Origin of the sequence: Kribbella pratensis (genome assembly GCF_004365355.1) — a bacterium.
GTDB lineage: Bacteria > Actinomycetota > Actinomycetes > Propionibacteriales > Kribbellaceae > Kribbella.
The window spans coordinates 461,555-484,255 of record NZ_SODP01000001.1 but is presented as its reverse complement, the minus strand read 5'-3'; the positions used below and the strand labels follow the sequence as shown (position 1 = coordinate 484,255).

General features: G+C 68.1%; 23 protein-coding genes. 13 read left to right on the top strand and 10 right to left on the bottom strand.

All coding sequences use genetic code 11. From position 1 onward, the window contains the following. Positions 1 to 37: 37 nt before the first annotated feature. On the bottom strand, positions 38 to 1,162 hold the full coding sequence (locus tag EV653_RS02305) for a hypothetical protein (RefSeq protein ID WP_134097476.1): 1,125 nt from the start codon (positions 1,160 to 1,162) through the stop codon (positions 38 to 40). Positions 1,163 to 1,274: 112 nt separating this feature from the next. Between EV653_RS02305 and EV653_RS02300 the strand changes: the two genes are divergently transcribed. Then, positions 1,275 to 2,156, top strand: coding sequence for an NAD-dependent epimerase/dehydratase family protein (locus tag EV653_RS02300; RefSeq protein WP_134097474.1), 882 nt, complete (start codon positions 1,275 to 1,277; stop codon positions 2,154 to 2,156). Between the two features lie 72 nt (positions 2,157 to 2,228). Then, on the top strand, positions 2,229 to 3,026 hold the full coding sequence (locus EV653_RS02295) for a COG4705 family protein (RefSeq protein ID WP_134097472.1): 798 nt from the start codon (positions 2,229 to 2,231) through the stop codon (positions 3,024 to 3,026). Here EV653_RS02295 and EV653_RS02290 read toward each other — a convergent pair. Both EV653_RS02290 and EV653_RS02285 read right to left on the bottom strand, forming a co-directional pair. Next, the gene (locus tag EV653_RS02290; RefSeq protein ID WP_134097470.1) at positions 2,999 to 3,673 is read right to left on the bottom strand and encodes a maleate cis-trans isomerase family protein; all 675 of its coding nucleotides are present in this window, start codon (positions 3,671 to 3,673) and stop codon (positions 2,999 to 3,001) included. The two genes, EV653_RS02295 and EV653_RS02290, sit on opposite strands and share 28 nt — an antisense overlap. 118 nt (positions 3,674 to 3,791) lie before the next feature. Continuing rightward, positions 3,792 to 4,346: a dihydrofolate reductase family protein gene (locus EV653_RS02285; RefSeq protein ID WP_134097468.1), complete on the bottom strand. Its 555-nt coding sequence runs from the start codon at positions 4,344 to 4,346 to the stop codon at positions 3,792 to 3,794. A gap of 117 nt (positions 4,347 to 4,463) precedes the next feature. On the opposite strand from EV653_RS02285, the gene EV653_RS02280 reads away from it, so the two are divergent. Further along, complete coding sequence (locus EV653_RS02280) at positions 4,464 to 5,387, top strand: LysR family transcriptional regulator (RefSeq protein WP_134097466.1); 924 nt, start codon at positions 4,464 to 4,466, stop codon at positions 5,385 to 5,387. Between the two features lie 18 nt (positions 5,388 to 5,405). Here EV653_RS02280 and dusB read toward each other — a convergent pair whose 3' ends face one another. The 4 genes from dusB to EV653_RS41535 are packed head-to-tail and all read right to left on the bottom strand — an operon-like array spanning position 5,406 to position 8,978. After that, positions 5,406 to 6,527, bottom strand: coding sequence for a tRNA dihydrouridine synthase DusB (gene dusB, locus EV653_RS02275; protein WP_134097464.1), 1,122 nt, complete (start codon positions 6,525 to 6,527; stop codon positions 5,406 to 5,408). Next, positions 6,527 to 7,216, bottom strand: coding sequence for a hypothetical protein (locus tag EV653_RS02270; RefSeq protein ID WP_238159513.1), 690 nt, complete (start codon positions 7,214 to 7,216; stop codon positions 6,527 to 6,529). Before EV653_RS02270 ends, dusB begins: the two co-directional genes overlap by 1 nt. A gap of 2 nt (positions 7,217 to 7,218) precedes the next feature. Further along, positions 7,219 to 8,604: a glycine--tRNA ligase gene (locus EV653_RS02265; RefSeq protein WP_134097462.1), complete on the bottom strand. Its 1,386-nt coding sequence runs from the start codon at positions 8,602 to 8,604 to the stop codon at positions 7,219 to 7,221. A 47-nt stretch (positions 8,605 to 8,651) separates the two neighbouring features. Continuing rightward, positions 8,652 to 8,978 carry an antibiotic biosynthesis monooxygenase family protein gene (locus tag EV653_RS41535; RefSeq protein ID WP_202871458.1) on the bottom strand — a complete coding sequence of 109 codons (327 nt, stop codon included), beginning with the start codon at positions 8,976 to 8,978 and terminating at the stop codon, positions 8,652 to 8,654. 76 nt (positions 8,979 to 9,054) lie between these two features. On the opposite strand from EV653_RS41535, the gene EV653_RS02255 reads away from it, so the two are divergent. From EV653_RS02255 to EV653_RS02245, 3 genes are read left to right on the top strand one after another with little or no spacing between them, the layout of a single operon-like run. Then, positions 9,055 to 12,108, top strand: coding sequence for an ATP-binding protein (locus tag EV653_RS02255; protein ID WP_134097458.1), 3,054 nt, complete (start codon positions 9,055 to 9,057; stop codon positions 12,106 to 12,108). Then, positions 12,065 to 13,159 (top strand): class I SAM-dependent methyltransferase, encoded by a 1,095-nt coding sequence (locus EV653_RS02250; protein ID WP_134097457.1) that lies wholly within the window; start codon positions 12,065 to 12,067, stop codon positions 13,157 to 13,159. The genes EV653_RS02255 and EV653_RS02250 overlap by 44 nt, the downstream gene beginning before the upstream one ends. 30 nt (positions 13,160 to 13,189) lie before the next feature. Further along, positions 13,190 to 13,501 (top strand): DUF6703 family protein, encoded by a 312-nt coding sequence (locus EV653_RS02245; RefSeq protein WP_134097455.1) that lies wholly within the window; start codon positions 13,190 to 13,192, stop codon positions 13,499 to 13,501. A gap of 9 nt (positions 13,502 to 13,510) precedes the next feature. Here EV653_RS02245 and EV653_RS02240 read toward each other — a convergent pair whose 3' ends face one another. Continuing rightward, the gene (locus EV653_RS02240) at positions 13,511 to 14,053 is read right to left on the bottom strand and encodes a TetR/AcrR family transcriptional regulator (RefSeq protein ID WP_134097453.1); all 543 of its coding nucleotides are present in this window, start codon (positions 14,051 to 14,053) and stop codon (positions 13,511 to 13,513) included. A gap of 97 nt (positions 14,054 to 14,150) precedes the next feature. Between EV653_RS02240 and EV653_RS02235 the strand changes: the two genes are divergently transcribed. Further along, entirely contained in the window at positions 14,151 to 15,371 is a 1,221-nt protein-coding gene (locus EV653_RS02235) for an FAD-dependent monooxygenase (RefSeq protein WP_134097451.1), read from the top strand. Here the strand turns inward: EV653_RS02235 and eboE are convergent. Next, positions 15,327 to 16,469, bottom strand: a complete 1,143-nt coding sequence (gene eboE, locus EV653_RS02230; RefSeq protein ID WP_134097449.1) for a metabolite traffic protein EboE — start codon at positions 16,467 to 16,469, stop codon at positions 15,327 to 15,329. The two genes, EV653_RS02235 and eboE, sit on opposite strands and share 45 nt — an antisense overlap. 104 nt (positions 16,470 to 16,573) lie before the next feature. Continuing rightward, positions 16,574 to 17,887, bottom strand: a complete 1,314-nt coding sequence (locus EV653_RS02225; RefSeq protein ID WP_134097447.1) for a YibE/F family protein — start codon at positions 17,885 to 17,887, stop codon at positions 16,574 to 16,576. A 51-nt stretch (positions 17,888 to 17,938) separates the two neighbouring features. Between EV653_RS02225 and EV653_RS02220 the strand changes: the two genes are divergently transcribed. Genes EV653_RS02220 through EV653_RS02195 form a run of 6 tightly spaced genes read left to right on the top strand, consistent with a single transcriptional unit; the run spans position 17,939 to position 22,637 of the window. Further along, entirely contained in the window at positions 17,939 to 18,877 is a 939-nt protein-coding gene (locus EV653_RS02220; protein WP_134097445.1) for a metal ABC transporter substrate-binding protein, read from the top strand. Further along, the gene (locus EV653_RS02215) at positions 18,874 to 19,629 is read left to right on the top strand and encodes a metal ABC transporter ATP-binding protein (protein ID WP_134097443.1); all 756 of its coding nucleotides are present in this window, start codon (positions 18,874 to 18,876) and stop codon (positions 19,627 to 19,629) included. The genes EV653_RS02220 and EV653_RS02215 overlap by 4 nt, the downstream gene beginning before the upstream one ends. Further along, positions 19,626 to 20,630 (top strand): metal ABC transporter permease, encoded by a 1,005-nt coding sequence (locus EV653_RS02210; RefSeq protein ID WP_134097441.1) that lies wholly within the window; start codon positions 19,626 to 19,628, stop codon positions 20,628 to 20,630. Before EV653_RS02215 ends, EV653_RS02210 begins: the two co-directional genes overlap by 4 nt. A 54-nt stretch (positions 20,631 to 20,684) precedes the next feature. Continuing rightward, complete coding sequence (locus EV653_RS02205; RefSeq protein ID WP_238159512.1) at positions 20,685 to 21,077, top strand: Fur family transcriptional regulator; 393 nt, start codon at positions 20,685 to 20,687, stop codon at positions 21,075 to 21,077. Between the two features lie 48 nt (positions 21,078 to 21,125). Next, positions 21,126 to 21,602, top strand: coding sequence for a MerR family transcriptional regulator (locus EV653_RS02200; RefSeq protein ID WP_134097437.1), 477 nt, complete (start codon positions 21,126 to 21,128; stop codon positions 21,600 to 21,602). A 60-nt stretch (positions 21,603 to 21,662) separates the two neighbouring features. Then, complete coding sequence (locus tag EV653_RS02195) at positions 21,663 to 22,637, top strand: aldo/keto reductase (RefSeq protein WP_134097435.1); 975 nt, start codon at positions 21,663 to 21,665, stop codon at positions 22,635 to 22,637. The last annotated feature ends 64 nt before the right edge of the window (positions 22,638 to 22,701 follow it).

Sequence of the window (22,701 nt, the reverse complement as noted above, 5' to 3'; positions counted from 1 at the left end):
GGCCCAACGTCCCCCGAGAACCCCACTCACCAGCGGGTTAGTGCGGGGTGAGGATGGTGTGGAGGGCTTGGAGGACTAGTTCGGGTTCGCCGGGTTGGAGGGTTTGGGGGTTGAGGGCGATGGCGTCGTCGGGGAGGCCGAAGGTTCCGACTGCGATTCGGGGGTTGCTGTCCCACAGTTGCTTGATCACCTCGTCGCGGGTTCCGGGGAGGCGGAGTACGGCGCGGCTGTGGGGTTGGCCGGCCTCGCTCGGGTACCCGCGCTCGACGACCACACCGGGGATTTCCCGCAGGCCCTCGATCCACTGGTCAACAATCCGCTCGTAGGAAGCCAAGAGTTCCTCCTCGTCCTGTTGAAGGGTCCACTCGACCGCGGCGAGCAGCCCGAGGAGCTCCTCCTTCCCGACTTTCATGCCGCGGCCGATCTCGTGGTTGGGCGACGAGTGCGCACGGATCCGGTCGATCAACCACCTCTTCCCCAGCACGAGCCCACTCGCTTGCGGCCCACGCAGACCCTTCCCGCCGCTCACGATGACCGCATCAGCGCCGATATCCCGCGTGAACCGCCACAACGACGAGACGGGCGGAATCTGAGCAGCAGCATCCACCAACACCGGCACCCCGCGAGCCGTGGCAGCACGGGCACTGCCCGGACTCACCTCGGAGTCGGCGCGGGCCTCCGATTCTCGGACGACTCGGACCACCTCCTCGATCGGGAGAGCGTCAGCCGCGTAGTGGGCGCCGGCCATCCAGAGCACGCAGGCCGGCCGGCGTATGAGAGCTGCCCGCAGTTCCTCGACGGACGGGCCGATCTCGTGCACGGTGGCGCCGAGGAAGCGAGCCGAGTAGTCGTAACCGTTGCGTTGACTCGCGAACATGACGATCTCGGCCGGCATCGGGAACGCCTGCGAATCAGCAGTGATGCACGACGCGATCGAGAGCGTGATGGCGGCCGCCGCACCCGAGGTCACGTAGGCGGCCTCGTTGTGGGTCAGCTCTGCGAGGCGTCCATCGACGCGAAGGTGTAGCTCGGGCAGGTCGACGAAACGCGTGGCGGCGTCGGCCATCGCCTGGACGACTGGCGGCGGCATCAGCGAGCCGCCGAGAACCGTGACGGTGGCGTTGGCGTTGATGACCGGGCGGACGCCGAGAGGAGTGCTCATGCGATGAACTTTGACATGGCGGCACAGACCGCCGACGGTGACCGGTCAGGTCGAGGCATCGTGCGTGATTCGTTCAAGCCGTGGGGCGGGATACCGGTCTAGCGTCGCGGCCATGATTCTTGTCACCGGTGGGCTCGGCATGATCGGCGCCCACACCGCCCGCGCCCTGCTCGACCTCGGGCACGAGGTCGTCGTCACGTCACACCGGCGTACCGATGCCCCGTCGTTCCTCGACGGCAAAGTCGTCGTCGAGCAGCTCGACGTCACCGACCGGGACGCGTTCCTCGCGCTCGGGGAGCGCTACGACATCAGCGACATCGTGCACCTGGCCGGCTCGATCCCGTCCGACGACCCGATCGCGTACTTCCGCCACGACACCGCGGCGTTGTTCAACGCGCTGGATGCGGCACGGGCGTGGGACGTACGGCGGTTCGCCGTTGCCAGCAGCATTGGGGTGTACATCGGGCAGGACAAAAGCCCTTGGCACGAAGGGATGGCGCTCCCGACCGCCGACCTCCCGCATCTGATCATCGCCTTCAAGAAGGCCGTCGAACCCCTGACGACGCACAGCCTCGCCGGAACCGGAGTCCAGCCGATCGTGCTCCGGATCGGCTCGACCTGGGGTCCGCTGATGGACCCGGAGTCGATCTTCAGCCCGATCCCGCCGTACGTGAGCGCCGTACTCCGGGGCGAAACGCCCACTCCCCTGCCAGCCGACGCAGGCGGCGACTGGTGCTACGCGCCGGACATGGGCCGCGCGATCGCCTCCCTGGTCAGCGCGGGCACGCTCAACCACACCGCCTACAACGTCTCCAGCGGAAAGCCCTTCGTGTACGGCGAAGCGGCCGGCCAGCTGGCCGTCGAGCCCGGCGGCGAGACCAGCCCGCACCTCGACATCACGCGCCTGACCGAGGAGACCGGCTTCACCCCCAGCTTCACGTTCCCCGAAGCCGTCGCCGACTACATCACCTGGCGCACCACCAACGCCCGCTGAGAGGCCCGCCGTCCTGGAGGGTGCGGCGGCAATCAGGTGTCTCTCAGCTTGTCGGCCGTAGCCTTCGGGACCATGCAAACTCGCGTGTTCACTGCCCCGAAGGTCCCGGCGGTCTTCCTCATGTTCTGGGTGGTCAAGCTGCTGACCACCGGGATCGGCGAGACCGCCTCCGACTACCTCGGCACCATCAGCATCCCGCTGGCCGCTGTCATTGGCGTCGGCGGCTTCGGCACCGCCCTCTACCTGCAACTGAAGTCCAGCACCTACCACCCGGTCCGCTACTGGATCACCGTCCTCGGCGTCGCGCTCTTCGGCACGATGATCGCCGACGGACCACATGTCGCGCTCGGTACGCCGTACTGGTTCGACTCGATCGTCTACCTCGCGCTGCTGTGCGGCCTACTGACGTGGTGGCAGCGCAGTGAGGGCACGATCTCGGTGCACTCGATCACCACCGCCCGGCGCGAGCGGTTCTACTGGGGTGTCGTTCTGCTGACCTTCGGCCTCGGCACCGCCGTCGGCGACGCCACCGCCATCGACTTCGGCCTCGGCTTCACCTGGTCGATCCTGCTCTTCGCGGTACTCATCGTCGTACCCCTCGGTCTGTGGAAGCTCGGGCTCAACGTCACCGTCGCGTTCTGGTCGTCGTACGTGCTGACCCGCCCGCTCGGCGCCTCGGTTGCCGACTGGCTCGGCAAAGACACCCACGACGGCGGCGTCGGCTGGGGCATCGGCCCGGTCACCCTGATCGGCCTGCTGCTCTTCGCGGTGCTCGTCGCCTACCTGGCCCTGACCCACAGCGACGTCGACCACGCAGCCACCCACGCCCGCGAGTCGACACCTCAACCTCGCGCGAACAGCCTCCCGTAACCGCCAACGCGGAGCTTCGACCCGGTCGCGGCGAGGATCGACCAGAGCAGTACTTGGTTTGCCTCGAGCACCAACTTCCCGGTACGGCGTTCGAGCTCGTCGATCGTCGATGCCGCGCGAAAGCCGTTGCCGGCGATGAACACCGCCTCGGTCGAGGCGTCGACGTTTGCGCTGACATAGTCGATCACTTGCTCCGGACGCACCCGGTCCGGCCGCTCGGACAACGACGTCGCGGTCAAGGCGACCACGTCAAATCCTTGTTCGCGGAAGTACGTCGCGCCGAGGTCTCCCAGCTCCGCATCGAACCACGGTGGATGGATCAGGGCGACCCGGCGTACGCCGAAGGCCTTCAACGCCTGCGTGGCGGCGAGTCCACTTGTCACCACCGGGACTCCGGCCAACTGACGGAGGTGTCTGATCATGGCGACTTCTGCCACGGGGCCGATCGCGTATCCGGCCGTGGTTGAGGCGTAGGCGGTGACGTCGACCGATGCCTCACGGAGTGAGGCGACGGCCGAGTGCATCGCCGATGGTGAGGCCAGCATGCGAAGGTGCTCGGCCGCGGAACCAGGCTTCGGAACGGCCACGGTGGCGTCAGCTGGTCTGGTTATGCGTGCGACGACCACGTCGAGAGTTTCCGACGTCATTTCGGGGATCTCGACTTCGGGTCCTGGCGCCGTATGTGGCGTCAGCACTCCGACCGTGAGCCCCGCGATCACCGCGTCGCCTGATTGCCTCCGCTGGTGCTGCATCCTGTTCGCCCCCTCAGTTGCGCTGAGGTTGGTAGACCTGCACGACAACTCCGTTGGAGAACGGCTTCGACTCGACGAGGTCCAGGTGCCGCGACTCCGGAAGCTGGTCGAACAGCGTCTGCCCGCGGCCCAGGACCAGCGGCTGGACCAGGAGGCGGTACTCGTCGATCAGATCCGCGGCGGCCAGAGCGCCGGCCAATCGGTGACCGCCCCAGACGACCACGTCCGCGCCGGGCTCGGCCTTGATGCCGGCGATCTCGGTCGCGAGATCGCCGCGCGCGACCCGGGTCTCGGGCCAGGTGGCCTCGGCGTCGCTGAGGGTCTTCGAGAACACGACCTTCGGTATGTCGTTCATCGGCGCCGCGTACGCGTCATCGGAGTGAGGCCAGAACGACGCCATCTCCTGGTACGAGACGCGACCCATGAGGTGGGCACCGGCCTTGCTGATCCGGTCCAGCTTCCACTGCTTCAGCTCAGCGGATTCGGGGATGGCGACTCCTGGATGCTCGCGGTCGCTGCCGACGTACCCGTCCAGGGACATTGACATGTACAGCACGACATTTCGCATGGCTGCCTCTCGTCTCGCTTCCATTGTTCCCGCCTCTGTTCCTGCCTCGACAGTCGCAGCCGCCGGAGCGGGCATCAAGGCCGGTTTCGGGCATCGACCGTGTAGCGTGGCTACGCGATGGCCGATATCGAGCTGCGTGAACTCCGGCTGTTCCTCGCGCTGGCCGAGGAGCTGCACTTCGGCCGCGCCGCTGAACGACTCGGACTGACGACGTCGCGAGCCAGCCAGACGCTGCGCGCCTTGGAGCGCAAGCTCGGCGGACTACGGTTGTTCGACCGCACGAGCCGCGTGGTCACGCTGACGACGGCCGGCCACGCTCTCTACGACGAACTCGGCCCCGTCGTGACCGGCTTGGACAACACGCTGACGCGCGCCCGGACGCGGGCAGCCGGTCTCGGGGTGGTCCGCCTGGGTGTCCTCAACGCCGCATCCGGGACGACCGTCCTGAACGAGGCGGTCAAGGTGTTCGAGGCGGCCCACGAAGGCGCCGCCGTGCGATTGGTCGCAACCCCGCTGAACGACCGGCTCGGGCCGCTCCGCAGACGCGAGGTCGACCTGTCGGTGACCCGACTGCCGCTCGCCCAATCCGACATCGTGATCGGACCTCTGCTCTCCGAGGACGACGCCCGGGTGGTCATGGTGGCCATCGACCATCCACTCGCCGGTAGGGACCAGGTCTCGGTCGAAGACTTCGCGGACTACCCGGTGCGGAGGCCGGCCGACGTACCCGAGCTGGCTGAGGCCAGCTGTCCGAGCCACACCCCCAGCGGTCGCCCGATCGTCCCCTTCGATGCCGAGGTCAACGACATCTCCGAGCTGCTCCTACTCATCGCTCGAGGGCGCCTGATCCACCCGACCGTGGCCCCGTTCGCAGAGCACTTCCGTCACCCGGGCATCGCGATCGTGCCGGTTCGGGACCTGCCACCCTCGTCGTCCGCGCTGGCCTGGCTGGCGGGCTCCGAACACACCGCCAGGGACGCCTTCGTAGCCGTGGTCGAACAGGTCGTTGCAGCACACCGGCGGCCTGACCCGCGCAGGTAGTCCAACCGCCCGGCTGCGTCAGCCGCCGGAGACGCCGATTTCGGCGTCGGCCAGGTCAGTGCTCAAGCCGTCGGTGTCGTCCAGCCAGCCGTGTGGGAGGACGATGTGGTCGCGGGGACTGCCCTGGCGACCGCGAGGCGCGCCCAGCTCGGCGACCGGGAACGGGACCGTCGGGTCCAGCTGCGACAGCAGCTCGTCCAGGTGGGCGAGCGTGTCGACCATGCCCAGAGCGGCGCGCAGTTCACCGCCGGCCGGGAAGCCCTTGAGGTACCAGGGGACGTGCTTGCGGAAGTCGCGCAGGCCGCGCTGCTCTCCCATCAGGTCGGCGAGGAGTTCGCCGTGGCGGCGCATGACGGTGGCTACTTCGCCGAGAGTCGGCAGGTTGAGCGCCTCGCCGCCGCCGAACGCGACAGCGAGATCGCGGAACAACCACGGACGTCCCAGACATCCGCGCCCGACGATCACCCCAGCGCACCCGGTCTCGGCCACCATCCGCAGCGCGTCGCCGGCCTCCCAGATGTCGCCGTTCCCCAGCACGGGAATCGACACATGCTCGACCAGCTCGGCGATCGTCGACCAGTCCGCCTGGCCGGAGTACGCCTGCGCCGCGGTTCGCCCGTGCAGCCCGATCGCGGCAGCTCCGGACTCCTCCGCGATCCGACCGGCATCCAGGTACGTCTGGTGGGACGAGTCGATCCCGATCCGCGTCTTCATCGTCACGGGTACGCCGTACGGCGTTGCCGCGTGCACCGCGGAGCGGAGAATCGCGCCGAGCAGATTCCGCTTCCACGGCAGCGCAGCGCCGCCGCCCTTGCGCGTCACCTTCGGGACGGGGCATCCGAAGTTCAGGTCGATGTGCGCGACCCCGTAGGAGTCACAAAGGATCTGCACCGCCCGACCGATGAAGACAGGGTCCACGCCGTACAGCTGCACCGACCGCACCGTCTCGCGGGCGTCGAAGGTGAGCATGTCGAGCGACTTCTGATCGCCCTCGACGATGCCGCGCGAGGTGATCATCTCGCAGACGTACAGGCCGGCGCCCTGCTCCGCGCAGAGTCGTCGGTACGCCGCGTTGGTGATGCCGGCCATCGGCGCCAGCACCACGGGCGTCTCGATCGTGAGATTGCCGAGCTTCAACATCAGGCCTTCGCCACCAGCACCTGTCCGTTGCCGGAAACCTGTGCTTTATAAGGCTGTACGGCGTTCGCGGTCGTCGTCACGTCGCACGCGATCCCCGCGTCGCCGGTCTTGACCACGGCGACATCATCCATCGTGCAGGTCACCTTCGCCGCGTCGGTGACCGACCGCTGCACGGCGTCGACAACCTTGGCGCGAACGATCGCGACCGAGGGAGAGGTGAACTTGTACGACGCGGAGTACTGCTTCGCGTCGACCGTCAACGTGCCGGTGTACGACTTCCCGGCGTACGTCACGGTGCAGGTGAGCTCGTGCTGGCCGGCGGTCTCGACCTTGTCGATGCCGGGGCATTTCACCGTCGTGGTGGCTGCCTTGCCGGCCGCGATCTGCGCCTGCTTGGAGATCGCGAAGGAGATCCGCTCGGCCAGCGGCGCATCCCCGGCCGGCTCGCCGGTCACCTTCGGCGTCGGCCACGGCTTCGACGGCGTCGGTAGCGGGGTCAGCGCCGGCGTGGAAGCGGTCGGGATCGGGGCACTCGACGACGGCGCGCTCGAGGATGACGAGCTGGACGCGGACGGCGAGGTCCCGGCCGAAGGCTGGTCGTCCGAGCAAGCAGACAACAAGAAGACAGCCAGCGCCGACAATCCGAAGACGGCCAGCCCGAAGCGAACCCGGTCCCGCGACAGCTTCATCGTCAGCAACCCACCAGGTGCTGGGCGAGATAGCCGGTGACCTCGGTCAACGCGACCCGCTCCTGCTTCATCGAGTCGCGCTCCCGGATCGTCACGGCCTGGTCCTCGAGCGTGTCGAAGTCGACGGTGATGCAGTACGGCGTACCGATCTCGTCCTGCCGGCGGTACCGGCGGCCGATCGCGCCGGCGTCGTCGAAGTCGACGTTCCAGCTCTTGCGCAGTTCGGCGGCCAGGTCGCGGGCCTTCGGCGACAGGTCGGCATTGCGGGACAGCGGCAGCACGGCGGCCTTCACCGGCGCGAGTCGCGGGTCGAAACGCAGTACCGTGCGCTTGTCGACACCGCCCTTCGCGTTCGGGGCCTCGTCCTCGGTGTAGGCGTCGAGCAGGAACGCGAGCACGTTGCGGGTCAGGCCGGCCGCGGGCTCGATCACGTACGGCGTCCAGCGCTCGCCCTTCTCCTGGTCGAAATACGACAGGTCAACGCCGGAGTGCTTGGAGTGCGTGGACAGGTCGAAGTCGGTGCGGTTCGCGATGCCCTCGAGCTCGTCGAACTCCTTGCCGCCGAAGTTGAACCGGTACTCGATGTCGACGGTGCGCTTGGAGTAGTGGCTCAGCTTCTCCTTCGGGTGCTCGTAGAACCGCATGTTGTCCGGGTTCAGGCCGAGGCCGATGTACCAGTCCCAGCGGGCCTTCAGCCAGTACTCGTGCCAGTCCTCGTCGGTGCCGGGCTCGACGAAGAACTCCATCTCCATCTGCTCGAACTCGCGGGTCCGGAAGATGAAGTTGCCGGGCGTGATCTCGTTGCGGAAGCTCTTGCCGACCTGGGCGATGCCGAACGGCGGCTTCTTCCGGGCGGTGCCCATCACGTTCGCGAAGTTGATGAAGATGCCCTGCGCGGTCTCCGGGCGGAGGTAGTGCAGGCCCTCCTCGGACTCGACCGGACCGAGGTAGGTCTTGAGCAGGCCGTTGAACATCCGCGGCTCGGTGAACGTGCCCTTGTTACCGCAGTTCGGGCAGGAGATCTCGGCCAGCTTGACCTCGTCGACGTCCTTGTTCTTCCGGCGGGCGAAGTCCTCGCGGAGGTGGTCGTCGCGGAACCGCTTGTGGCAGGACTGGCACTCGGTCAGCGGGTCGACGAACTCGGCCAGATGGCCGGACGCCTCCCAGACCTGGGTCGGCAGGATCACCGAGGAGTCCAGCCCGACGATGTCGTCCCGACCGGTCACCATCGTCCGCCACCACTGGGTCCGGACGTTGTTCTTCAGCTCGACACCGAGGGGTCCGTAGTCCCAGGCCGACTTGGTTCCGCCGTAGATCTCGCCGCAGGGATACACGAAGCCTCTCCGCTTGCTGAGGCTGACGACGGCATCGACGGTTTCCACGGGCACTTTTCGACTCCAGAACGGGCACAGACGAATCTACGGAAGAGACCAGGCTATCGGTCCTGGGTGGCCGTCATCGAATCCGTGCCAGCGAGGCGCTGGGTCGGCAAATCTTCGTACGCCGTCGGCTCGTCGATCGCCTCCGACAGCAGCGGCACCGCGGCCACCTTCACGTCGTACGGCGACAGCGCCCGCCGGTAACTGCCGACGTTGACGAACTCCAGGTCAAGCGCCAGCAACTCAGGGTCATCGACATTCCGCCCGACGCGGGCCGAAACGAAGCCCTTCTGCTGCGACAAGACGTCGATCGCAACCTGAACCCGCTCGGCGAACCGGGCCTGTTCGGCCTCGCCCACCCGGAACCTGATCACCACGAACACCCGAGTCACCTTACGTGACGCGCACGGACGCCGATCAGCACTTCCCCCTGGGCGCCGGCCGCCGCACAGTGTCGGTATGCCCGAGCGTGTCGTCGGCCGGCGACTGGAGCTCGGCACGCTCGCCGGCCTGCTGGACGAGGTCGAGCGCGGCCGAGGCCAGGGCGCGCTCGTGATCGGCGACGCCGGCATCGGCAAGTCGACCACGGTGGCCGCCTTCGCGGACACTGCCCGCGAGCGTGGGTACGTCGTCGCGTGGGGCCGCTGCCCGGAGACGGAGACCTTGCCGTACTGGCCGTGGCGGCAGGCGTTCCGCGCGCTCGGCCTCTCGACCGTGCTGCCCGAGGACCCCGGCACCGGCCGGACCAGCGTCTTCGCGGCTGTGGCCGATCAGCTCGCGGCGGCGACCGCACAGCACCCAGCGGTGATCATCCTGGAGGACCTCCACCTCGCGGACGGACCGGCGCTCGCACTCCTGCCCTTCTTCATCGGTCTGCTCCCAGAGCTCCGCTGTCTGCTCGTCATCACCAGCCGGGACAATGCAGTGGACGTCGCGGAGCCGGCCGCCGAGGCGCTGCGCGCCCTGCCACCGTCGTGGGTGCGGATACCGCTGGGCGGGCTGGACCGCGAGGCAACCGGACAACTGGTCACACAGGTGCTTGGTGAGGACACGGACACCGCGTACGCCGATGTGGTGCACGACCGGACCGGCGGAAACCCCTTCTTCGTCCAGGAGCTGGCCCGCTGGCACGCCGCCCGCGGTACGACGTCAACCGAGACCCCGACCGGCGTACGTCAGGTGCTGGAGCGTCGGCTCGCCCGCTTGAGCCAGCCTGCGTACGACGTACTCGCGACCGCGGCCGTTCTCGGGGAGGACGTGGACCTGGAGGTTCTTGCTGCACTGGACAGGACGACAACGGCCGAGGTCCTCGTAGTACTCGCTGACGCGGTAGCGGCACGGCTTGCCGAGGTGGATGGGGCCCGTATGCGCTTCGCACACTCGCTCGTTCGCGAAGTGGTGTACTCCGGCCTCGGCGTGCATCGCAGGTCCGTGCTGCACCTCCGGGCGGCCGAGCTGCTCGCGGGGCTGCGAGACGCTGATCCCGGACAGGTAGCTGCGCACTACCGCGACGCGATCGGTCAGCCGGATGCGGCCGGGCGGTCGCGTGAGTTCGCGCTGCGCGCAGCTCGGGCTGCGCAGCGGCAGTCCGGATACGAGCAGGCGGTGCGGTTCTATCGGTGGGCCGATCTCGACGATCGGCAGGTGCGACTGGAGCTGGGCGAGGCACAGGTCCTGGCCGGTGAGCTGGCCGCCGGACGGGACACGTTACGCGCCGTCGCCCAGGAAGCGGCGGCAGATGGCGATGCACCGACGGTCGCGCAGGCAGTGCTGGCGATGGGTGGCGGTGTCGGCGGGTTCGAGGTCGACCTCAGCGACACCGAGCAGACGGACCTGCTGGCAAGCGTCGTACCGCAGCTGCCGGACGACGCACTGAAGGCTGCCGCTGTCGCACGCGTCGCGCTGGGACGGATACCCACCGATCGCGGCGACGGTCCACGGCAGCTGGCCGACGAGGCGGTGCGACTGGCCCGGGCGACCGGCGATGCGCGGGCCGAAGCCGCAGCGCTTGCGGTGTGGTGCGACGTGTTCGCCGGGCCGGACCACGTTGCAGAGCGGGTCGCTGCGGCCAAGCGGATGCTGGCGCTCGCCACCGGCGACCTGGCGCTGCTGCTCCTGGCGCGGCGATTGCTCGTAGTGGCTCTGCTCGAACAGGGCCGGTTCACGGAGGCCGACGTACAGATTGCCGCGTTCGCTCGTGCTGTCCTGCCGCTCCGGCTTCCGCTGTACAGCTGGCTGGTGCCGATCTGGAACGGCATGCGCGCACTGATGTCCGGACGGCTCGAGGAGGCCGAGTCCTGCATCGCTGAGGCCACTCGGCTCGGCGAAGAAGCGGATAGCGTCAACGCACCGCTGATGGTGTTCGCGCTGGGCGCGGCGCTTGCCAACACGACCGGCGTGGTCGCGGAGCTGCAGTCGTACGTCGAGACCGTGACGCTGCCGTTCATCGGCAACCCGATGATCGACGGGCCGTCCGCGTACTACCTGGCACGGTCCGGAGCGGTCGACAAGGCCCGCGGCATCGTGCGGCGCCGTGTTCGCGACGGACTGGACGCGATCCCCAAGGACGCCGAGTGGCTGGAGTCCGTTGCCTTCCTCGGCGCGGCAGCCGGAGTACTCGGCGACGACGAGTGCGCACGGCTCACCTTCGACGCGCTGACGCCGTACGCCGGTTTGTGGGTGATCGACGGAGTCGGAGGCGCCTGCCTGGGCAGTGTGTCCCTGTTCCTCGGCCGGTTGGCTGCGCAACTGGGACGGCCTGAGGCACGGGCGCTGCTGGATGCCGCACTCGAAGCGCATCGGACGGCCGGTGCCGAGACCCTCGTCATGGAGACCGAGAAGGCCCTGGCGGAGCTGGGCGCAGTCCACACCGCCCCAGGTACTGGCGTACTCCGGCGTCTCGGCGCGACGTGGGAAGTGACGTGGCGCGGTGTCACCGTGCACGTTCCGGACTCCAAAGGCGTGCGCGACCTCGCCCTACTACTCGCGCGGCCGCGGACGCCGGTGAGCGTGCTCGACCTGTCAGGTCCGGGTCGGGTCCATGGGGCCGACCTCGGACCCGTGCTCGATGAGCAAGCGCGGACCGCCTACCGCGAACGGCTGCGGGAGCTGGCTGGCGACCTCGCCGAAGCCGAGGACCGCAACGACCTGGCAAGGGCGGAGAAGCTCAGGGTCGAGCAGGACTTCCTGACACAGGAGCTGGCCGGTGCGCTCGGGCTCGGTGGACGAGCCAGATCGGCAGGCGATCCGGTCGAGCGCAGCCGCAAGGCCGTCTCGATGCGCATCGGCGCCGCGGTGAAGGTGATCGACGGCGTCCATCCGGCTCTGGGACGACACCTGCGGGCCTCGATCCACACCGGCCGCCAGTGTGTCTACGAGCCGGAAGACGACATCACCTGGCATTGCCAGTCGACAGCTGGCGCCTCACTGGGTGAAAGCAGTTCCACTCAGTCGAAACAGGAGGGGCAACATGACCACGACAGACGTCAACAAGGCAGACCCGCAGGCCGCTGAGGCCCTGCTCGGACGGATGTTCGGCGCCGCGCTCGGTGCGGCCGAGCTGTTCACGATCTACCTCGGCGACCGGCACGGCATCTACCAGGCGATCGGTGCGAACGGTCCGATCACGGCAAGCGAGCTCGCGGAGCGGACCGGTCTCGACCACCGCTATCTGGTCGAATGGCTGCAGTCACAGGCGATCAGCGGTTTGCTGACGATCGACGGCACCGACGTCTGGACAGACCGGTTCGAGCTGGCGCCCGGCGTACGCGAGGCGTTGCTCGAGCCGAGTAGTCCGTTCTACGCAGGCGGACTGGCCGCGATCGTGCCCGCGACCGGCAGGGCGTTTCCCCAACTGGTGGAGGCGTTCCGCACCGGTGCCGGCGTGCCCTACACGGCATACGGCGAGGAGGCGGTCCAGGCTCAGGAGGCACTGAACCGGCCGGCGTACGTCAACTCGCTGGCGACCGAGTGGGTCCCGGCTGTGCCAGGACTGCACGACGTACTGTCCGCAGGTGCGCGGGTTGCCGACCTGGGGACCGGAGCGGGCTGGTCGGCGATCGAACTGGCCAAGGCGTACCCGGCGGTGCAGGTGGACGGGTACGACAACGACGAGGACTCGATCAGCCGGGCCCGTCGCAACGCGGCCGAGCAGGGCGTTGCCCACCGGGTCGACTTCGAGGTCCGCGACATCACCGCGGTCGCGGCCGGCGGACCGCAGTACGACGTCGTGACGTTCTTCGAGTGTCTGCACGACCTCGCGCACCCGGTGGAGGCGCTGACTGCAGCCCGGACCGCGCTGGCGCCGGGCGGCTCGGTGATCGTCATGGACGAGCGGGCCGACGAGGTGCTGACCGCGCCTGGCGACGAGGTGCAGCGGTTCCTGGCCGCGGCCAGCACCATCTGGTGTACGCCGCAGGGTCTGGTCGACGAGGACTCCGACGTGGTCGGCGCGATCATGCGACCGGACCAGCTTCGGCACCTGGCCGGACACGCCGGGTACGGCACTGTCGACGTACTGCCGATCGAGCACCCGTTCTGGCGCTTCTACCGACTCAACCCGTAGCAACTACCCACAGCCTGGAACAATGGTGCAATGAGTTCCCCCAGCGGCAGTCAGCCGGTCAGCTCGATGCGACAGCGACTGACCAAGATCAGCTACCCGTACGTCGCGAGGCTGCACGCCGCGCCGAAGCTGACGCTGCCCGGGATCACCTTGGTGCTCGCACTGGCCGGAGTGTTCGCTCCGGTGGTGATCGGAGTGCCGGCCTTGGTCCTGCTGGCGCTGCTGCTGGGATGGCTGGCGTTCCTGTCGTGGCCGGCGGTAAAGGGCGGGCCGAAGTTCCTGCGGCTGTTCTCGATCCTGCTGATTCTGTTGTTCGCGGTGTCGCGGATCGCCAACGGCTGACTCAGGACACTAAGGCCGGCCGAGGCTGTCGTACGCAGCCTCGACCGAGGCCTCCCGCAGCTCCTCCACCGGCACGTGGTCGAGCATCACCGCACAGTCGGACAGACCACCCAGCGCAACCATGCAACGCACCACGTCGGACAGCGACGGCTCGGTGCCGATCAGGAGCGTCGCCAGCGTCCCGCGCCACTCGATGAACCGGTCCGCCAGGTTGAGCTCGTGCAGCACGGACAGGTCGCGGATCGCGAGCTGGATCAGCTTGCGGTGGCGATAAGCCAGGTCGAAGTACGAGCCGAGGAGCTCGCGCGGTGCGACCGGCGCGGCGGCCTGTTGCGCGGCGGCGTACGCCTCGAAGTCGGTGATCATCGGCTCGACCAGGCTGTTCAGCAGGTCCTCACGGGATGCGAAGTGGTAGTACAGCGCCGGCTTGGTGACCCCGAGCCGGTCGGCGATGTCGCGCAGACTGGTCTGCTGCAGCCCCCGCTCCGCGAACAGCTCCAGCGCGGCCTGCTGGATCCGCGCGCGGGTGTCCCCGGTCCGTTGTCTCGGCATACCCGGAAGATTAACTGACCTTCCGGTAAGTAAGCCATTGACACGGCCGGAGGTATTGCTTACCTTCCGTTAAGTAAGCAAACGTCAGGGGGCTGCGATGAAGGTTCTGATCTCGGGTGCGAGCGTGGCCGGTCCGGTCCTCGCACACTGGTTGCACCGCTACGGTTTCGAGCCGACGATCGTCGAGCGCACGCCCGAGCTGCGGCACGGACTCGGCGGTCACGCCGTCGACCTGTTCAGCTCGGCCGCCGAGGTGACCCGCTGGATGGGCTGCTGGGACGCGATCGACGCGGCCCGCACCCGCATCGACTCGATGACGATGGAGCGGTTCGGCCGGCGCCCGGTCGAGGTCGACCTCAGCCGGATGTACGCCGGGATCTCGAGCAGCCACGTCGAGATCCTCCGCGGCGAGCTGACGAGGATCCTGTACGACGCCTCGCGCGACACCGCGGAGTACATCTTCGGCGACTCGATCGCGAGCCTGTCCGACGACGGCAGCGGTGTGGACGTCACGTTCGACTCGGGCACACAGCGCCGCTTCGACCTCGTCATCGGCGCCGACGGCCTGCACTCGAACGTACGCCGGCTCGCGTTCGGCCCCGAGGAACCGCTGCGCCGCTGGCTCGGCGGCTACCTCGCCGTGTTCTCGATGCCGGACATCTTCGACGTCGGCAACCACACGCTCGCGCATCTGTCCGTCGACAAGCTCGTCGGCATCTACGGTGTGCACCAGACCGGCCAGACGCGCAGCGGGTTCCTGTTCCGGACGCCGCACGAGCTGCGGTACGACTACCGCGACAAGGACGAGCAGAAGGCCTTGCTGGTGAAGGAATTCAGCAACTACGGCTGGAGGGTGCCGCAGCTGCTGGAGCACCTGGAGAGTGCCGAGGACTTCTACTTCGACTCGATCGCACAGATCACTTTGGACACCTGGAGCAAAGGGCGAATCGGACTGGTCGGCGATGCGGGCTACTGCCCGGGACCGGCAGTCGGCGGTGGGACAAGTCTGGCCGTCATGACGGCGTACGTCTTGGCGCGCGAGTTGGCTGCAGCTCGGAGCGATCTGGCGTCCGGGCTCAAGAGCTACGAGCGGATCATCCGCCCGCTGGTCGATCAGAGCCGACGGATCGGTCCGAAGCTGATGGGCACGATCATCCCGGGCAGCCCACTGGCACTGCGGCTGATGCCGTTCGCCGCTGCAACGCTGGCGAAGCTACCGACAGCAATGCAGCGCTTCATCTGGTCGCAGAACGCAGTGGGCAAGACGCTCAGCTCAGTGAACCTCGTCCAGCCCCAGGTCAGTCAGTCGGTCGCGTAGCCAGGTCAGCTCCTTGGTGATCCGTCTGACCAAGGACTGTCGACCACGCGGCCACACGTACACCTCCGACTCCAGGTGCTGCGTCAGTGGATGGCCACCACCGACGAGTCTGGTCAAGCATTCGTCCAGTACGCCGGTGGTCACGCTCAACCCGTCCGGTGGCGCAGTGTGGGCCGGCAGGTGCGTGTGCATCCGCCAGGCCGCGTGGCCTGACAGCTCGTAGGCCTGCGCCACGTCGTCCACTCCTGGCCCGCCCCACTCGCGCACCTGCCTCAGGTACTTCGGTGTGCCGAGCTGGGTGAGCACGTACCGAGCGGCCGCATCAGACGGGTCCACCAGCGTCGGCGCGACCGACAACCACCCTTTGACCACGTCGACTCCAGCCCGCCACAGCATCTGGAACACATCGGCCGGTTCCTCGAACTGCACGGCCAGATGGCACGCATCCAACCCCAGTCCGATGCGCGAAGTACCGCCGTACGGACTGGAGTAGCGGTCCAGCCACGCAGTGGCCTGACCGACCATCTCGAGGACGCAGCCCGGCTCGGTCTCGACGGCGAGCCGGATCGTCCGGCCGGTCCGGGTCTCGGTACGCGCGAGATGCTGCTCGACGCGGTCGAAGGCCTCACGCGCGGCGCGGTTGCGCGCCTTCGACCACGGCACGCGCCAGGCGAGCGGGACGGTCGAGATCGATCCGTACGACGCGTCCGCGGGCAGCAGTTCGGCCAGGACATCAACCAGGTCGAGCGTGTAGCGGAGCCGCTCGGGGTCGGTCCAGTCGGGGCAGTACAGCTTGCTGCCGACAACCTTCTCTGTGAACTGCGAGTGCGGGGTGCCGTTCAGCGTGACGACCTCGAGGCGATTGCGGTGCAGCGATCGGCGAAGCTTGCTGAGCGAGGCCGGGGAGTTCGCCAGCCGGTCAGCCAGCCGGTGCGGGAACCACAGTCCGACCCCGAGCACAGGTACGTCGAGTGCCGCGCGCACTGGGCCGGCGCAGTCGTCGAGACCAGCGATCAGCTCGTCGAGCTCACCAGCCGGATGCACGGTCGCGCAGTACCCCAGATGGACGATCGAACCATCCCGATGACGGAATCTCATCAGCGCTCCTCACCCCGTTAGGCCACCAAAAGTAATTGCGGGCGGACTCTCCGTGACCTACCAGCACTCTAGGAGCCTGAGGGCGTGGGCGGAAGGGCTGATTTTCAGTTGGTGATGTGTTCCGGTTCCGCAACCAGTTCGCGGGAGCGGTCGGCGACCGCCATGGCGGCGAGGGCGGTGGTGAGCGGTACGGCGGCGATGATGCCGAGGCTGCCGACGAGACCGCGGACGACCTCCATCGCGACCGACTCCTGGGACAGGACGGCCCGGCCGGGAAGGTCCTGGATCGCGAAGACGAGGAGCACCGGCAACGCGGCACCGGCGTACGCGAGGACGAGGGTGTTGACCACCGAGGCGACGTGGGTGCGACCGATGCGCAGCCCGGCGGCGACGAGCTCGCGGCGGTTGGCGGTCGGGTTCGCCGCGGACAGCTCCCAGACGGCGGCCGCCTGCGTGACGGTGACGTCGTCCAGCACACCGAGCGCGCCGATCACCATGCCCGCGACCAGCAGGCCGGTGAGGTCGATGTCAGGCACCAAGGACTTGGCACCTGACGCACCCTCGGACGCCAACCCGCTCAACTGGCAGAACTTCGTGAAGAACCAACCGAGCAAGACCGTCAGCCCTAGGGCAGCCACCGTCCCCGACAATGCGATCGAACTCTCGGCATTGATCCCGTGGGTCAGGAACAACGCGATCGCCATGATCACCGTGCCGCCGACGACGGCGACCAGCAGCGCGTTCTCGCCGTGGAGGATCGCCGGGAGGATGAACTGCGTCAGCATGACCGCCGTCACCGCCAGCGCGATCAGCGCCGCGAACCCCCGCCAGCGCGACAGGGCGACAACCGCAACCGCGAAGATCCCGGCCAGCCACAGCAACGAGTTGGTCCGGTCGTGGTCGACGTAGGTGTACCGGCCGGCGACGGTCGGCGCATCCTGCACTCCGAGCATGATCGTCTGTCCGACCTTGACCGGGATCGACGTCTGATTGGCCGGCGGAACCTCGACCGGGATCACCTTGCCCTTGTCGGGGCCACTGGTGAGCTTGACCGTTGCCTGGTCGCACTGGGATTTCACGCCCGGGCACGGCTTGATCGCCGTGACCTCGCCGCGGGCGGTCTGCGTCTGGTACGACGCGACCTTCACGTCACCGCTGGGCCACATGACGATCATGCCGACGACCGCGGCGATGAGGAGCGGGATCAGCACCGCCGCCACCACGATCCGGACCCGGCGGGCCACGATCGCATCGTCGTTCACCACCGACGTGTCGACCACATGGTCGCCGTGGCCGTGCCCGTGGCCATGCCCGTGACCATGCCCGTGACCATGGCCGTGGCCCCCGGGAATTTCCAGCTTCCGGCGCCGGTTGCTCCGGTGGTCGGCGCGCCGGCGCCCGACGTTGCGGCTGGCCATCGTGTGCTCCCTGTTTTGACAACCAGTTCCAATTAAATGAAAATGATTGTCATGAGATCTGGTCTTCGAGCTATTGTCGCCGGTGCCGTCGTCACGGCGACACTCGCCCTGGCCGGATGCGGCGGCTCGTCGGCCACTGGCGCCGGCGACGGCAAGCTCGACGTCGTGACCTCGTTCTATCCGCTTGAGTTCATCGCCCGCTCCGTGGGGGGCGACGCCGTCAACGTGACGACCCTGACCGCGCCGGGCGTCGAGCCGCACGACCTCGAGCTCACCCCGAAGCAGGTCGGATCGATCGCGACGGCCAAGCTCGTCGTCTACGAGAAGGACCTGCAGCCGGCCGTCGACGAGGCCGTCGACCAGAACGCCAAGGACGCCGGATTCGACATCTCCCCGGCCGCCCAGCTCGAAGCCACCGGCGCCGACTTCGAGGAGCACGGCGTGATCCCGGCCGCACACAAGGAGAATGCGCTCGACCCGCACTTCTGGCTCGACCCGGTGCGGTACGGCGAGGTCGTGAAGGCGATCGAGGAGAAGCTCGTCAGCCTCGACAGCGCCAACGCCACGGGGTATCACGAGCGCGCCAAGGCTCTGCTGGGCCAGATCGGCAAGCTCGACACGGAGTACAAGACCGGTCTGGCCGACTGCAAGCTGAACACGTTCGTGACGAGTCACGAGGCGTTCGCCTACCTGGCGAAGCGATACGGTCTGACGATGGTGGGGATCGCCGGGTTCACGCCGGACGCGGAGCCGACGCCGAGCCGGATCAAGGAGGTCCAGGACATCGTGAAGGCGCAGGGCGTGTCGACGATCTTCTACGAGGAGCTTGTCAGTCCGAAGGTGGCCGACACGATCGCGAACGACGTCGGCGTGAAGACCGCCGTGCTGAGCCCGATCGAGGGCCTGTCGGATGCCAACTCCAAGGAAACGTACCTGACCCTCATGCAGCAGAACCTGCAGGAACTGCGGACGGCGAACGGCTGCAAATGACACCAGAAGACTCCCCCCAGGCCGTCCAGGTCTCCGATCTCTCGGTCGACCTGGGCGGCCGGCTCGTGCTCCGGGGCATCGATCTGCGGATCCGGCAGGGCGAGGTGGTCGCCGTGCTCGGGACCAACGGGTCGGGCAAGTCCACGCTGATCAAGACCATCGTCGGTCTGCTCCCCGCGGCCCGCGGCGAGGTCCGCTTGTTCGGTACTCCGGTCCCCCGCTTCCGCCAGTGGCGCCGCGTCGGGTATGTCCCGCAGCGCATCACCGCGGCCGGCGGCGTACCAGCGACTGTGTTTGAGGTGGTCTCGTCCGGTCTGCTCTCCAAGCGGCGGCTGTTCAGCCCGCTCGGCGCGGCCGGCAAGCAGGCGATCGAGCAGGCGCTCGAGGTCGTCGACATGGCCGACCGGCGCACGGACGCGGTTGCCGAGCTGTCCGGTGGGCAGCAGCAGCGCGTTCTGATCGCGCGGGCGCTGGTGTCCGATCCGGAGCTGCTCATCCTCGACGAGCCGACCGCCGGCGTGGATCTGGCCAGCCAGCAGATCTTCGCCGACGCGGTCCGGGACCGGGTCGCGAGCGGTACGACGGTGGTGATGGTCAGCCACGATCTCGGCCCGATGGACGCGCTGATCGACCGCTCGGTGGTGATGCGCCGCGGCCGCATCGTGTACGACGGGCCGCCGCACGCCTCGCAGACCCACGCCCACGTCCACCATTCACACAGCGACGACGGACCGGGGTGGACGCCTTCATGAGCCTGTTCGAGCTCGAGTTCATGCAGCGGGCGCTGATCGCCGGCCTGCTGACCGGACTGTCCGCGCCGGCCATCGGCACCTACCTGGTGCAGCGGCGGCTGTCGCTCTTGGGTGACGGCATCGGTCACATCGCGATCACCGGCGTGGCGCTGGGTCTGCTCACCGGCAGTGCACCGGTCCTGACCGCGGTGCTGGTGTCGATCGCCGGTGCGACAGCTATCGAGCTGATCCGGGCACGCGGCAAGGCGACCGGCGACGTAGCGCTCGCCCTGATGTTCTACGGCGGTATCGCGGGCGGCGTGCTCCTCATCGGGCTAGCCGGCCAAGGTGCAGCCACTCTGAACACCTATCTGTTCGGGTCACTCACCACGGTGTCCCAGAGCGACCTGTACGTCGTCGTCGGCCTGGCCGTGGCCGTGCTGGTGGTGGCTATCGGTCTGGGACCGCAGCTGTTCGCCGTGTGCCAGGACGAGGAGTTCGCCCGTACGACGGGGCTCCGCGTGCAGCTGCTCAACCTGGTGATCGCTGTGATGGCCGCAGTGACCGTGACCGTGGCGATGCGGACCGTGGGCCTGCTGCTGGTCAGTGCGCTGATGGTGGTCCCTGTGGCGACAGCGCAGCAGGTGACGCGCTCGTTCCGCAGTACGTTCGTCACGGCGTGCATCATCGGCGTGCTGGCGTGTCTGGCCGGCATCGTCACGTCGTACAACGCGAATGTGGCTCCGGGCGCGACCATCGTCGTGCTGGCGCTGGCCGGGTTCGTGGTGGCGGCCACCGTGGGGACGCTGCTCCGGCGGCGGTCCGGCCGGGCCCGTCCACTCGCGGACGAGGAGCCCGAGGTCGGCGTGCCGGCGCCTGAGCCGCATGTGGTGAGCCCCGGGCACCCGCATGCGCACAACCCCGTGTGCGGGCACAAGAAGGTCGAGCACGGTGACCATGTGGACTACGTGCACGACGGCCACCTGCACGCGGCGCACGGGGATCACTGGGATGAGCACTGACACTTGCTGACTTCTGAGAGAATTGGGCGTGGTGACGATATGACAGGAGGAACGGTGGCTATCGGAACACGCTCGACCCGTCAGCGCGCGGCGGTCGCTCAAGCGCTCGACAAGCTCGACGAATTCCGGACCGCCCAGGAGATCCACCAGGACCTCCGGACCGCCGGTGAGAACGTCGGCCTGACCACCGTCTACCGGACCCTGCAGGCGCTCGCGGACTCCAGCGAGGTCGACGTACTGCGCAACGCCGACGGCGAAACGGCATACCGGCGCTGTTCCAAGGGCCATCACCACCACCTGGTCTGCCGCAACTGCGGGCGCACCGTCGAGGTCGAGGGACCGGCCGTGGAGCGCTGGGCCGACAAGGTCGCGGCCGAGCACGGGTACGCCGACATCAGCCACACCCTGGAGATCTTCGGCACCTGCGCCGACTGCCAGCAGACCTGATCCCGAGGGTTTGCCTTTGAGTGCGCTCTAAGGCGTACGGTCAGGGACATGAACGCGACCGAGCTGCTCACGGACCGTCGCGCCGCCATCGCGGCGCACCAGCCGGAGCTGGAGCCTGTCGACCCGGACCTGCTCTGCCTGCTCGAGCTCCCGGACGATCTGCCGGAGCAGCTGTCGATCGCCGAGGCCGCAGAGCTCACCGGCCTCACCGCCCACACCCTGCGGTACTACGAGCGGATCGGGCTGCTCGACGTACGCCGGGATGCGGCCGGCTATCGCAGCTACGACCGTCGGGCCATGGCGCGGATCGTGTTCATCAGTAGGCTGCGTGCCTCCGGCATGCCGATCGGCACTCTCAGCCACTACCTGGCGCTGGTGCTCGAGGGCGATCACACCGCACCCCAGCGGCTCGCTCTGATGCAGGAACACCGCGCCAAGATCCACCGGCAGCTGCGTGAGCTGCAGCTCGCCCTCGCGGTGACCGACTACAAGATCGACGTGTACGGCGGCACCGCCACTCCGTAACTTTTCCTCGCTCACCCCGGGGATCCCGGGCGGAGCCATGCCTTTTTCAGGGAGATTCTGATGAAACTGGGTACTCAAGGCGCCGAGGTCAGCCGGCTCGGACTCGGCTGTATGGGAATGAGCTTCGCGTACGGCGCGGCCGACGACAACGAGTCCGTCGCGACCCTGCACCGCGCGCTGGATCTCGGCATCACGTTCCTCGACACCGCTGACATGTACGGCTTCGGCGCCAACGAGGAGCTGATCGGCGCGGCGATCGCCGACCGCCGGGACGAGGTCTTCCTGGCGACGAAGTTCGGGATCACCGGCGATCCGCGCGACCCGTCGAAGCGCGGTATCAGCGGGTCGCCGGAGTACGTCCGGTCCGCGATCGACGCGTCGCTGCAGCGCCTGCGCGTCGACCACGTGGACCTGTACTACCAGCACCGGATGGATCCGGACGTACCGGTCGAGGAGACGGTCGGGGCGATGGCTTCGCTGGTCGAGGCCGGCAAGGTCCGCTACCTCGGGTTGTCGGAGGCGTCGGCGGAGACGATCCGGCGCGCGAACGCCGTCCATCCGATCACCGCGGTGCAGAGCGAGTGGTCGCTGTTCAGCCGCGACATCGAGGAGTCGGTGCTGCCGACGTGCCGCGAGCTCGGCATCGGGATCGTGCCGTACTCGCCACTCGGGCGCGGCATGCTGACCGGCGCGCTGCCGTCGGAGCTTCCGGCCGACGACTTCCGCCGTACCCTGCCGCGCTTCTCCGGCGACAACCTCGACGCGAACCTGGCGCTGGTCGACGAGATCCGCTCGGTCGCCGCCCGGTACGACGCCACGCCGGGCCAGGTCGCGCTCGCCTGGGTGCTTGCGCAGGGCAACGATGTGGCCCCGATCCCGGGGACGAAGCGGCGCAAGTACCTCGAGGAGAACGCCGCGGCGCTGCAGCTTTCGCTGACCGCGGAAGATCTGGCCGGCCTGTCGAAGTTGACCCCGGTCGGCACTCGCTACGCGGACATGAGCTGGGTGGCCGGGCAGACGGCGCCGCAGGACTGATAAACTGATCGCAGTAAGCCTTCCGTACCGGACTCTTCCGGCGGGAGGCTTTTCTGCGTTCTGA

What these genes read in the sequence shown, in the direction of transcription:
- EV653_RS02220 (WP_134097445.1), top strand. Translation starts at nt 17,939, where the DNA reads ATGAGATCTGGTCTTCGAGCTATTGTCGCCGGTGCCGTCGTCACGGCG.
- EV653_RS02235 (WP_134097451.1), top strand. Translation starts at nt 14,151, where the DNA reads ATGAAGGTTCTGATCTCGGGTGCGAGCGTGGCCGGTCCGGTCCTCGCA.
- EV653_RS02200 (WP_134097437.1), top strand. Translation starts at nt 21,126, where the DNA reads ATGAACGCGACCGAGCTGCTCACGGACCGTCGCGCCGCCATCGCGGCG.
- EV653_RS02215 (WP_134097443.1), top strand. Translation starts at nt 18,874, where the DNA reads ATGACACCAGAAGACTCCCCCCAGGCCGTCCAGGTCTCCGATCTCTCG.
- EV653_RS02210 (WP_134097441.1), top strand. Translation starts at nt 19,626, where the DNA reads ATGAGCCTGTTCGAGCTCGAGTTCATGCAGCGGGCGCTGATCGCCGGC.
- EV653_RS02295 (WP_134097472.1), top strand. Translation starts at nt 2,229, where the DNA reads ATGCAAACTCGCGTGTTCACTGCCCCGAAGGTCCCGGCGGTCTTCCTC.
- EV653_RS02225 (WP_134097447.1), bottom strand. Translation starts at nt 17,887, where the DNA reads ATGGCCAGCCGCAACGTCGGGCGCCGGCGCGCCGACCACCGGAGCAAC.
- EV653_RS02255 (WP_134097458.1), top strand. Translation starts at nt 9,055, where the DNA reads ATGCCCGAGCGTGTCGTCGGCCGGCGACTGGAGCTCGGCACGCTCGCC.
- EV653_RS02300 (WP_134097474.1), top strand. Translation starts at nt 1,275, where the DNA reads ATGATTCTTGTCACCGGTGGGCTCGGCATGATCGGCGCCCACACCGCC.
- EV653_RS02280 (WP_134097466.1), top strand. Translation starts at nt 4,464, where the DNA reads ATGGCCGATATCGAGCTGCGTGAACTCCGGCTGTTCCTCGCGCTGGCC.
- EV653_RS02250 (WP_134097457.1), top strand. Translation starts at nt 12,065, where the DNA reads ATGACCACGACAGACGTCAACAAGGCAGACCCGCAGGCCGCTGAGGCC.
- EV653_RS02245 (WP_134097455.1), top strand. Translation starts at nt 13,190, where the DNA reads ATGAGTTCCCCCAGCGGCAGTCAGCCGGTCAGCTCGATGCGACAGCGA.
- EV653_RS02290 (WP_134097470.1), bottom strand. Translation starts at nt 3,673, where the DNA reads ATGACGTCGGAAACTCTCGACGTGGTCGTCGCACGCATAACCAGACCA.
- EV653_RS02285 (WP_134097468.1), bottom strand. Translation starts at nt 4,346, where the DNA reads ATGCGAAATGTCGTGCTGTACATGTCAATGTCCCTGGACGGGTACGTC.
- EV653_RS02195 (WP_134097435.1), top strand. Translation starts at nt 21,663, where the DNA reads ATGAAACTGGGTACTCAAGGCGCCGAGGTCAGCCGGCTCGGACTCGGC.
- EV653_RS02305 (WP_134097476.1), bottom strand. Translation starts at nt 1,162, where the DNA reads ATGAGCACTCCTCTCGGCGTCCGCCCGGTCATCAACGCCAACGCCACC.
- eboE (WP_134097449.1), bottom strand. Translation starts at nt 16,469, where the DNA reads ATGAGATTCCGTCATCGGGATGGTTCGATCGTCCATCTGGGGTACTGC.
- EV653_RS02240 (WP_134097453.1), bottom strand. Translation starts at nt 14,053, where the DNA reads ATGCCGAGACAACGGACCGGGGACACCCGCGCGCGGATCCAGCAGGCC.
- EV653_RS02270 (WP_238159513.1), bottom strand. Translation starts at nt 7,216, where the DNA reads ATGAAGCTGTCGCGGGACCGGGTTCGCTTCGGGCTGGCCGTCTTCGGA.
- dusB (WP_134097464.1), bottom strand. Translation starts at nt 6,527, where the DNA reads ATGTTGAAGCTCGGCAATCTCACGATCGAGACGCCCGTGGTGCTGGCG.